The organism is Cellulosimicrobium sp. BMG9.22 (assembly GCF_059159975.1).
The window spans coordinates 1-10,846 of the sequence record NZ_JBZGBY010000054.1 but is presented as its reverse complement, the minus strand read 5'-3'; the positions used below and the strand labels follow the sequence as shown (position 1 = coordinate 10,846).

Sequence of the window (10,846 nt, the reverse complement as noted above, 5' to 3'; positions counted from 1 at the left end):
AGCACACGGTCCGCCCCCACCGCGGACCCGACCACGAACCGCGACCCGAGCACGATGCCAGTGCATAAGTATGTATAGTGCTGCATATGACGATCAGAGTCGCGGTCGCGGGTGCGTCCGGGTACGCGGGCGGGGAGACGCTGCGCCTGCTCGCCGGGCACCCCGAGGTGGAGGTCGGCGCCGTCACGGCGCACAGCAACGCGGGCACGCTCCTCGGTAAGCACCAGCCGCACCTGCGTTCCCTCGCCGACCGCGTGCTGCTCCCGACGACCGTCGAGAACCTCGTGGGCCATGATGTCGTCGTGCTCGCCCTGCCGCACGGCGCGTCGGGGGAGATCGCGGCCCGGCTGCCCGACGACGTCCTCGTCCTCGACCTGGGTGCGGACCACCGGCTCGAGTCGGCGACGGACTGGGAGGCGTTCTACGGGTCCGCGCACGCGGGCACGTGGCCGTACGGGCTTCCGGAGCTCCTGCTCACCCGGGGCACGGCCGCCGGTGCGAGCGAGACGAAGCAGCGCGAGATGCTCGCGGGGGCGCGGCGCGTCGCGGTGCCCGGCTGCAACGTCACGGCCGTGACGCTCGGGATCCAGCCGGGCATCGCGGCAGGGCTCGTCGAGGGCCAGGACCTCGTCGCGGTGCTGGCCAACGGCTACTCGGGCGCCGGGAAGTCGCTCAAGCCGCACCTCCTGGCGTCCGAGGCGCTGGGGTCGGCCCAGCCGTACGCCGTCGGCGGCTCCCACCGGCACATCCCCGAGATCGCGCAGAACCTGCGCGCCGCGGGCGCCCCGGAGGTGAGCATCTCGTTCACGCCGACGCTCGTGCCGATGTCCCGGGGGATCCTCGCCACGGTCACGGCGCGGCTGTCCGACGCCGCGGCCCGCCTCGCGCCGGACGAGGTCGCCGCGCGCGTCCGGCGGGCGTGGGAGGACGCCTACGCGGGGGAGCCGTTCGTGCGCGTGCTGCCCGAGGGGCAGTGGCCGACGACCGCCATGACGCTCGGCGCCAACACCGCGCTCGTCCAGGTCGCGGTGGACCACGCCGTGGGCCGGGTCGTGACCGTCACGGCGATCGACAACCTCGTCAAGGGCACCGCGGGCGCCGCGGTGCAGTCCATGAACATCGCGCTCGGCCTCCCGCAGGCGTTGGGCCTCACGACCGAAGGGGTCGCCCCGTGACCGTCACCTCGCCCCAGGGCTTCCGGGCCGCCGGCGTCGCCGCCGGGCTCAAGTCGACCGGAGCGAAGGACGTCGCGCTCGTCGTCAACGACGGCCCGCTCGACGTCGCGGCCGCGGTGCTCACGACCAACCGGGTGTTCGCCGCGCCGGTCGCGTGGACGCGCCAGGCGGTGAGCGACGGCCGGGCACGCGTCGTCGTGCTCAACTCCGGCGGTGCGAACGCGTGCACGGGTCCCGAGGGCTTCGCCGACACGCACCGCACCGCGGAGCACGTGGCCGACGTCCTCGCGACGTCCGCGGGTGACGTGCTCGTCTGCTCGACGGGCCTCATCGGCGTCCGGCTTCCCATGGAGAACCTGCTCGCCGGGGTCGACGCCGCCGCGTCGGCGCTCGCGGACCCCGTCGCCACGGTCGACGGCGGAGGGGACGCGGCGCTCGCGATCATGACGACGGACACCGTGCCCAAGACGGTCTCCGTGGTGCGCGAGGTCCGCGCGGTCTCCGCGACCGACGGCGCCGCGACGTGGTCGGTGGGCGGCATGGCCAAGGGTGCGGGCATGCTCGCCCCAGGGCTGGCGACGATGCTGTCCGTCCTGACGACCGACGCCGTCGTCGACGCCGTGACCGCGGACGCCGCGCTGCGTGCCGCGACGCGCTCGACGTTCGACCGCGTCGACTCCGACGGCTGCATGTCGACCAACGACACGGTGATCCTCCTCGCCTCCGGTGCGTCCGGGATCGAGGTGTCGCTCGACGAGCTCACCGACGCCGTGACCGAGGCGTGCGCCTCGCTCGCGCGCCAGCTCGTCGCGGACGCCGAGGGCGCGAGCCACGAGGTCGCCGTCACCGTGGTGAACGCGTCGAGCGAGGACGCCGCCGTGGCGGTCGCCCGGGCGGTGACGCGTTCCAACCTCTTCAAGACCGCGATCTTCGGCAACGACCCGAACTGGGGCCGCATCGTCTCCGCCGTCGGCACGGTCCCCGAGGACGTCGCCCCGTACGACGCGCTCCGGCTCGACGTCACGGTCAACGGCGTCCAGGTGTGCCGCGCCGGGGGAGTGGGCGAGCCGCGCGAGCTCGTCGATCTCGCCGCCGAGCGCGAGGTGCGCGTCGAGATCGACCTCCACGCCGGCGACGCGACCGCGACCGTCTGGACCAACGACCTCACGCACGACTACGTCCACGAGAACAGCGCGTACTCCTCATGAGCGACCCGACCACCTCGAGCCCCCTCCACCCGCACCACGCCGCGTTCGACACCCGGACCGACCTGCGCCCCGAGCAGAAGGCGCAGGTCCTCGTCGAGGCCCTGCCCTGGCTCGAGGAGTTCGCGGGTGCGCTCGTCGTCGTCAAGTACGGCGGCAACGCCATGGTCGACGACGCCCTCAAGGCGGCGTTCGCGGAGGACATGGTGTTCCTGCGCCGCGTCGGGCTGCACCCCGTCGTCGTGCACGGTGGGGGCCCGCAGATCTCCGCGATGCTCGCCCGCCTCGGCATCGAGTCCGAGTTCCGGGGCGGCCTGCGCGTCACGACGCCCGAGGCGATGGACGTCGTGCGCATGGTCCTCACCGGCCAGGTCTCGCGCGAGCTCGTGGGGCTGATCAACGCGCACGGCCCGTACGCCGTCGGGCTCTCGGGCGAGGACGGCGGCCTGCTCCAGGCCCAGCGACGGCATGCGACCGTCGACGGCGAGCCCGTCGACGTCGGGCTGGTGGGCGACGTCGTCGAGGTGCACCCGTCGGCGGTCCAGGACCTGCTCGACGCGGGGCGCATCCCGGTCGTCTCCACGATCGCGCCCGACCTCGAGGACCCGACGCAGGTGCTCAACGTCAACGCCGACACGGCCGCGGCGGCGCTCGCGGTCGCGCTCGGCGCGAAGAAGCTCGTCGTGCTCACCGACGTCGAGGGCCTGTACACGTCGTGGCCGGACAAGGGCTCGCTCGTCGCGCAGATCACGCGCTCCGAGCTCGCCGAGCTCCTGCCGTCCCTCGAGTCCGGCATGGTGCCCAAGATGGAGGCGTGCCTGCGCGCCGTCGAGGGCGGCGTCCCCGCCGCGACCGTGATCGACGGGCGCGTGCCCCACTCGACGCTGCTCGAGGTCTTCACGACCCAGGGCAACGGGACCATGGTCGTCCCGGACCCTGTCGGCTCTGCCTCCGGCCCCGCCGTCGGCACCGTGCCGTCCCCGACCGCCGTGACCACCACGACCGCCGGAGGCGCCGCGTGAACCAGCTCGACCACCCGATCGACGCGGCCGTCGACCTGACCGCGCACCCGCCCGCCGACGGGTCCGTCGCCCGGTGGACCGACCGGTACTCGCACGCCGTCATGGACACGTTCGGCCCGCCGCAGCGCGTGCTCGTGCGCGGCGAGGGCGCGTACGTCTGGGACGCCGACGGCAAGCGGTACCTCGACCTGCTCGCCGGGATCGCGGTCAACGCCCTCGGGCACGCGCACCCGACCCTCACCGCGGCGGTCAGCGCGCAGCTCGGCACGCTCGGCCACGTGTCGAACTTCTTCGGCACGCCCACGCAGATCGCGCTCGCCGAGCGTCTTCTCGCGCTCGCCGAGGCGCCCGAGGGCTCGCGCGTGTTCCTCACGAACTCCGGGACCGAGGCCAACGAGGCCGCGTTCAAGATGACGCGCCGCACGGGCCGCACCCGGGTGCTCGCCCTGCAGGGCGGGTTCCACGGCCGCTCCATGGGCGCGCTCGCGCTCACGTCCAAGGCCGCGTACCGCGAGCCGTTCGAGCCCCTCCCCGGTGGGGTGGAGTTCGTCGCGTTCGACGACGTCGCCGCGCTCGAGGAGGCGTTCTCGCCCGCGGTCGTCGCCGAGCGCGGGGAGGTCGCGGCCGTCGTCGTCGAGCCCGTGCAGGGCGAGGCGGGCGTGCGTTCGCTCTCGCCCGGGTACCTCGTCGCGGCGCGTGAGCTCACCGCCCGCCACGGCGCGCTGCTGGTCCTCGACGAGGTCCAGACGGGCGTGGGGCGCACGGGATCGTGGTTCGCGTACCAGCAGCAGGACGTGGGCGGCGGCATCGTGCCCGACGTCGTCACCCTCGCCAAGGGCCTCGGCGGAGGCTTCCCCGTCGGTGCGGTGCTCGCGTACGGCGAGCGCGCCGCCACGTTGCTCGGCCGAGGCCAGCACGGCACCACGTTCGGGGGCAACCCCGTGGCCGCCGCGGCGGCGCTCGCGACGCTGGGCGTGATCGAGCGCGACGGCCTCCTCGAGAACGTGCGGACCGTCGGCTCGCTGCTGCGCGAGGGGATCGCCGGGGCGGGGAACCCGCTCGTCGCGGGCGTCCGCGGCCGCGGGCTGCTGCTCGCGGTGCAGCTCACGCGCCCGGTGGCCGCCGACGTGGCGCGCGCGGCGCTCGACGCAGGGTTCGTCGTCAACGCCGTGGCGCCGGACGCGATCCGCCTCGCCCCACCCCTGATCCTCACGACCGACCAGGCCCGCGACGTCGTCGCGTTCTTCGCGTCGGTGACCGTTCCCGAGACCGACCCGACCACGAGGAGCTCCTGATGGCCCCGCGGCACTTCCTGCGCGACGACGACCTCACGCCCGCCGAGCAGCGCCGGGTCCTGGAGATCGGGCTCGCGTTCCGCGACGACCGCACGTTCCGCCAGCCGCTGGCCGGTCCTCAGGGCGTGGCCGTGCTGTTCGACAAGCCGACGCTGCGCACCCAGCTCTCGTTCGCGACGGGCATCGCCGAGCTGGGCGGGTTCCCCGTCGTCGTCGACGGGCGCCTCGCGCAGATCGGCGTGCGCGAGTCGATCGCGGACACGACACGCGTGCTCGACCGCCAGGCGTCCGCGATCGTGTGGCGCACGTTCGGGCAGGACCGCATCGAGGAGATGGCCTCGATCAGCCGCGTCCCGGTCGTCAACGCCCTCACGGACGACTTCCACCCGTGCCAGATCCTCGCTGACCTCCTGACCGTCGCCCAGCTCCGCGGCGGGACCGGCGCGCTGCCCGGGCAGACGCTCGCCTACGTGGGTGACGGCGCCAACAACATGGCGCACTCCTACCTGCTGGGCGGCGCCACCGCCGGCTTGCACGTGCGCGTCGGCACGCCCGACGGGTTCGCGCCGAACCCGACGTTCGTCGCCGACGCGGACCGCATCGCCGCCGAGACCGGAGGCTCGGTGCTCGTCACGGCCGATCCGGCGGAGGCCGTCGCCGGTGCGGACGTCGTCGCGACCGACACGTGGGTGTCCATGGGCGACGAGGCCGAGGCGGCCGCGCGGTCCACCCCCTTCGTGCCGTTCCAGCTGAACGACGCGCTGCTCGCGCACGCGAAGCCCGACGCGATCGTCCTGCACTGCTTGCCCGCGTACCGCGGCAAGGAGATCACCGCCGAGGTGATCGACGGTCCGCGCTCGGCCGTGTGGGACGAGGCGGAGAACCGGCTGCACGCGCAGAAGGCCCTGCTGACGTTCCTCCTGGAGCAGTCGTGAGCGAGAGCCGCACGGCGACGACCAAGACGGCGCGGCACGCACGCATCGCCGAGATCGTGCGCCGCACCGAGATCCACTCGCAGGCCGAGCTTGCCAAGGCGCTCGCCGCGGACGGGCTCACGGTCACGCAGGCGACCCTCTCGCGCGACCTCATCGAGCTGCGCGCCGAGAAGGTCCGCGGCGCGTCCGGCGCGCTCGTCTACGCGGTCCCGGGCGAGGGCGGCGACCGCAGCGTGCAGAGCGTCGAGTCGCCCGAGTACCTCGCAGCACGCCTCGCACGGCTGTGCTCGGAGATGCTCGTCTCCGCCGAGGCGTCGGCGAACCTCGTCGTCCTGCGTACTCCGCCGGGCGCGGCCAACTACCTCGCGTCCGCGATCGACCACTCGGTGCTCCCCGGCGTCCTCGGGTGCATCGCCGGAGACGACACCATCCTCGTCATCGCGCGTGACCCGCTCGGCGGCGCGGACCTCGCGCAACGGTTCCTGGACCTGTCCGGGCCCGCCGCCTGAACCGCTGCCAGACTGGTCCGCGGAACCACCCCCTGCTCGGCACCAAGGAGCTCCGAACCATGCCCGACACCACCCCCGGGACCCCTCCGGACGACACGACCGCGCAGGACGTCGCCGTCGTCGCGGACGCCGACCTGGACGCTCCCGCCGCGGAACGCGTGAGCCTGTGGGGCGGCCGTTTCGCCGGCGGCCCGTCCCCCGCGCTGCAGGCGCTGTCGCAGTCGACGCACTTCGACTGGCAGCTCGCGTCGTACGACATCGCCGGCTCGAAGGCGCACGCGAAGGTGCTGCACGCCGCGGGACTTCTCGACGACGACGAGCTCACCGCCATGCACGACGCCCTCGACCGGCTCGCGGCGGACGTCGAGTCCGGCACCTTCCTCCCGGTCCTCGAGGACGAGGACGTGCACACCGCGCTCGAGCGGGGCCTCATCGAGCGGGCGGGCCCCGACGTCGGCGGGAAGCTGCGCGCCGGGCGGTCGCGCAACGACCAGATCGCGACCCTCGTGCGGATGTACCTGCGCCACGAGGCGCGCCACGTCGGGCGGCTGGTGCTCGACCTCGTCGACGCCCTCGTCGCCCAGGCGCAGACGGCCGGCGACGCCCCGATGCCGGGCCGCACGCACCTGCAGCACGCGCAGCCGGTGCTGCTCGCGCACCACCTGCTCGCCCACGCGTGGCCGCTGCTGCGCGACGTGGACCGGCTCATCGACTGGGACGTGCGCGCCGCGCGCTCGCCCTATGGCTCGGGCGCGCTCGCCGGGTCGTCGCTGGGTCTGGACCCGGCTGCGGTCGCGACCGACCTCGGGTTCGACGGCCCTGTGGAGAACTCGATCGACGGCACCGCGTCGCGCGACGTCGTCGCGGAGTTCGCGTTCGTCGCCGCGATGCTCGCGGTGGACCTCTCGCGGATCTCCGAGGAGATCATCCTGTGGAACACCAAGGAGTTCGGCTTCGTCCGCCTCGACGACGCGTACTCCACGGGGTCGAGCATCATGCCCCAGAAGAAGAACCCCGACATCGCGGAGCTCGCGCGCGGCAAGGCCGGTCGCGTGATCGGCGACCTCACGGGCCTCCTCACGACGCTCAAGGGACTGCCGCTCGCGTACAACCGCGACCTGCAGGAGGACAAGGAGCCGGTCTTCGACCAGGTGTCGACCCTCACCGTCCTGCTCCCGGCGTTCACGGGCATGGTCGCGACGCTCACGTTCGACACCGAGCGCATGGCGTCGCTCGCGCCGCAGGGCTTCTCGCTCGCGACGGACGTCGCCGAGTGGCTCGTGCGCGAGGGCGTGCCGTTCCGCGTCGCGCACGAGGTCGCGGGCACGTGCGTGCGGGTCTGCGAGGAGCGGGGCATCGAGCTCTGGGACCTGTCCGACGACGACCTCGTGGGCATCTCCGAGCACCTCACCCCGGGCGTGCGCGCCGTCCTGAGCGTCGAGGGCTCGCTCGCGTCGCGCGACGCCGTCGGCGGCACGGCACCGGTGCGGGTGGCCCAGCAGCTCGAGGCTGCGAAGGAGCGCGCGGCCGAGTACCGCTTCTGGGCGCAGGACTGACGGTGCCCGGGCCCGTGTCGCCCGCCCGGCGGGCTGGCAGGAGGTGAGCGTCGGTCCCGAGGTCCTGGCGGACCTCGTGCGCCGCGTGCGCGACGCCGTCCCGCGCCTTGCGGTCCCTGCGCTCTCGGGTGACGAGGTTGCTCAGGACCGGGCGGCGTCGTCGGGCATCCGGCTCGTGGTCGTGGACGGACCGGCCGGTTCGGGGAAGACGACCCTCGCGGCGCAGCTCGGGGCCGCCCTGCCCGCGCAGGTGCTCCACATGGACGACCTCTACGAGGGGTGGCGCGGCCTCGAACCGGCATGGGACCGGCTCGACGAGTGGGTGCTCACGCCGCTCGACGACGCACGTCCCGGCCGCTACCGGCGCTTCGACTGGGGGCTGGACCGGTTCGCGGAGTGGCACGACGTGCCGCTCTCGCCGTTCCTCGTCGTCGAGGGGTGCGGCTCGGCTCGTCGCGAGGCGGACGCGGTGGCTGCGCTGCGGATCTGGGTCGAGGCGCCCGACGACGTGCGCCTGCGGCGTGGCCTCGACCGCGACGGCGAGGCCCTGCGCGAGAGCTGGGTCGCGTGGATGACGGCCGAGCGCGAGCACTACGCGCGCAACGCGACGCGCGAGCGCGCCGATGTCGTGCTCGACGGCTGGGGTAACGCCATCCGCACACCCGGGGTGAACGGGTCGCCGTCGGGCCCCACCGCACCCGGGCGTGACGAGGCGTAGATTGCCCCGGACGGAGGTGGTGCGATGAACGCGGACGCGGCGACCGGGACGGTGGGGGACACCCACGTCGTCGGGCCGTGGGCGGCACCCGGCCGCGGCTGGTACGCGCGGGACGTGCACGACGTCGCGCGCGACCTCCTCGGGACGCTGCTGACCCGACGCAGCGACGAGGGCAGCGTCACCCTGCGCATCACCGAGGTGGAGGCGTACGACGGCGAGCGCGACCCCGGCTCTCACGCGTACCGGGGACGCACCGAGCGCAACCGTGCGATGTTCGGCGAGCCGGGCCGGCTGTACGTCTACCGCCACCTCGGCCTGCACCACTGCGTGAACGTCGTCTGCGGTCCGGGAGGGCGCGCGTCGGCCGTGCTGCTGCGCGCCGGGGAGGTGACCGACGGCGTCGACCTCGCCCGGTCCCGCCGGCTCGCGGCCGGCCGCTGCGACTCCGACCGTCAGATCGCGCGCGGCCCCGCGCGGCTCGCCGTGGCGCTCGACCTCGACCTGCGCCAGTACGGCGCGAAGCTCACCGACCCGGACGGCGAGCTCGTGCTGCACCGTCCGGCGGGCGGTCCGCTGCGCCCGGCGGTCGCGAGCGGCCCGCGCGTCGGCGTCTCTGGGTCAGGAGGGGACGGCGACCTCTACCCGTGGCGCTACTGGCTCGCTGGCGATCCCACGGTCTCGGCCTACCGCAAGGTGAGCGCGCGGTCCCGCTGACCACGCGCCGGGCGGTGGCCCGCGCCGGCCGGCGAGCACGGCAGACTAGGACCCGCGGCCCCGCGAGGCCGTTCATCACGTGCCCGCGGCGGGCACCCGACGAAGGAGCAGAAGTGAGCGACGTTCTCGACGAGCTGCAATGGCGAGGCCTGGTGGCGCAGTCCACCGACGAGGCCGCGCTGCGCACCGCGCTGGCCGAGGGCCCGATCTCGTACTACTGCGGCTTCGACCCGACCGCACCCAGCCTGCACCACGGGCACCTGGTCCAGCTCATCCTCCTGCGCCACCTGCAGCTCGCCGGCCACCGGCCGGTCGCGCTCGTCGGCGGTGCGACGGGGATGATCGGTGATCCGCGCCAGTCCGGCGAGCGCGTGCTCAACTCCAAGGAGACGGTCGCGGAGTGGACCGAGCGCCTCAAGGGCCAGGTCTCACGGTTCCTCGACTTCGAGGGCGAGAACGCGGCGCGCGTCGTGAACAACCTCGACTGGATCTCCGGCCTGTCGGCGATCGACCTCCTGCGCGACGTCGGCAAGCACTACCGGCTCGGCACCATGCTCGCGAAGGACACCGTGGCCCGGCGGCTGCGCTCCGACGAGGGCATCAGCTTCACCGAGTTCAGCTACCAGATCCTCCAGGGCATCGACTTCCGCGAGCTGTTCCTGCGCCACGGGGTCACGCTCCAGACCGGCGGCAACGACCAGTGGGGCAACCTGCTCTCGGGCGTCGAGCTCATCCGCAAGTCCGAGGGTGCCGCGGTGCACGTCATGACGACGCCGCTCATCACCAAGGCGGACGGGACGAAGTTCGGCAAGACCGAGGGCGGTGCCGTGTGGCTCGACCCCGAGATGATGAGCCCGTACGCGTTCTACCAGTTCTGGCTCAACGCGGCGGACGACGACGTCGTGCGGTTCCTGAAGATCTTCACCTTCCGCACGAGGGACGAGATCGCGGAGCTCGAGGCGGCGGTGCGTGAGCGTCCCGGCGCCCGCGAGGCGCAGCGCACGCTCGCCGCGGACGTCACCACGCTCGTCCACGGGCCCGGCGCGAGGGAGTCGGTGATCCGGGCGAGCCAGGCGCTGTTCGGGCGCGGCGAGCTCACCGAGCTTGACGCGGCCACGCTCGGTGCGGCCGTGGCAGAGCTCCCGCGGACGACGGCGAAGCCCGGCGACCAGGTCCTCGACCTCTTCGTGGGATCGGGCCTGGTCGCGTCGAAGGCCGCGGCGCGACGTGCCGTCGCCGAGGGCGGTGCGTACGTCAACAACGTCAAGGTGACGGATGCCGACGCGGTGCTCGTGCCGGCAGACCTCCTGCACGGGCGCTTCGCGCTCCTGCGTCGCGGCAAGAAGACCCTCGGCGTCGCGGCGGCGGGGGACTGAGGGGACGCGTTCCGGACGTGGGCCGGGCTGCCGAGAGGCGGCCCGGCCCTCTGCGTCCCGGCCAGCTCCGGGCCGTCCGGGCGAGGGTTCCGGGGCACGGGCCAGGGGATTTGGCACCCCGACGGAGCGCGTGTACTGTTCTCGATGTTCGCCCGGCAGGGAGGAACGGACACCGAGTCCCGATCGCAAGATCTGGCGGTGGCTGGTCCCCCGGGCGACCTCCCTCGTTAAACGTCAGGTGCTCTGCGCGCCTGCACGGACTCGAGGCGGCTCCATGGCTCACCTTCTTCGCTCGGAACACCGAGTTGGAGCGGGCGCCGCGGGTCTGGTAGGTTAGAGAA

10 protein-coding genes are annotated in these 10,846 nt (G+C 73.7%); all 10 read left to right on the top strand.

The features are described from left to right. Positions 1–86: 86 nt before the first annotated feature. The 10 genes from argC to tyrS all read left to right on the top strand — a co-directional run bounded on the left by argC (position 87) and on the right by tyrS (position 10,505). A complete protein-coding gene (argC, locus tag AC4H2H_RS19460; protein WP_494372482.1) occupies positions 87–1,175 on the top strand; it encodes an N-acetyl-gamma-glutamyl-phosphate reductase in 1,089 nt (362 codons plus the stop codon). Beyond that, a complete protein-coding gene (gene argJ / locus AC4H2H_RS19455; protein ID WP_494372481.1) occupies positions 1,172–2,383 on the top strand; it encodes a bifunctional glutamate N-acetyltransferase/amino-acid acetyltransferase ArgJ in 1,212 nt (403 codons plus the stop codon). Before argC ends, argJ begins: the two co-directional genes overlap by 4 nt. Further along, a complete protein-coding gene (gene argB, locus AC4H2H_RS19450) occupies positions 2,380–3,402 on the top strand; it encodes an acetylglutamate kinase (protein ID WP_494372480.1) in 1,023 nt (340 codons plus the stop codon). The genes argJ and argB overlap by 4 nt, the downstream gene beginning before the upstream one ends. Beyond that, entirely contained in the window at positions 3,399–4,697 is a 1,299-nt protein-coding gene (locus AC4H2H_RS19445) for an acetylornithine transaminase (RefSeq protein ID WP_494372479.1), read from the top strand. Before argB ends, AC4H2H_RS19445 begins: the two co-directional genes overlap by 4 nt. Continuing rightward, the gene (gene argF, locus AC4H2H_RS19440; RefSeq protein ID WP_494372478.1) at positions 4,697–5,632 is read left to right on the top strand and encodes an ornithine carbamoyltransferase; all 936 of its coding nucleotides are present in this window, start codon (positions 4,697–4,699) and stop codon (positions 5,630–5,632) included. The genes AC4H2H_RS19445 and argF overlap by 1 nt, the downstream gene beginning before the upstream one ends. Further along, a complete protein-coding gene (locus AC4H2H_RS19435; protein ID WP_483776578.1) occupies positions 5,629–6,141 on the top strand; it encodes an arginine repressor in 513 nt (170 codons plus the stop codon). The genes argF and AC4H2H_RS19435 overlap by 4 nt, the downstream gene beginning before the upstream one ends. A 59-nt stretch (positions 6,142–6,200) precedes the next feature. Next, positions 6,201–7,697 carry an argininosuccinate lyase gene (gene argH / locus AC4H2H_RS19430; RefSeq protein ID WP_494372477.1) on the top strand — a complete coding sequence of 499 codons (1,497 nt, stop codon included), beginning with the start codon at positions 6,201–6,203 and terminating at the stop codon, positions 7,695–7,697. Between the two features lie 43 nt (positions 7,698–7,740). Then, positions 7,741–8,415, top strand: a complete 675-nt coding sequence (locus AC4H2H_RS19425) for a nucleoside/nucleotide kinase family protein (RefSeq protein WP_494372476.1) — start codon at positions 7,741–7,743, stop codon at positions 8,413–8,415. A gap of 24 nt (positions 8,416–8,439) precedes the next feature. Beyond that, positions 8,440–9,129 (top strand): DNA-3-methyladenine glycosylase, encoded by a 690-nt coding sequence (locus AC4H2H_RS19420; RefSeq protein WP_494372475.1) that lies wholly within the window; start codon positions 8,440–8,442, stop codon positions 9,127–9,129. Between the two features lie 113 nt (positions 9,130–9,242). Then, entirely contained in the window at positions 9,243–10,505 is a 1,263-nt protein-coding gene (tyrS, locus tag AC4H2H_RS19415; RefSeq protein WP_494372474.1) for a tyrosine--tRNA ligase, read from the top strand. Positions 10,506–10,846 lie beyond the last annotated feature (341 nt).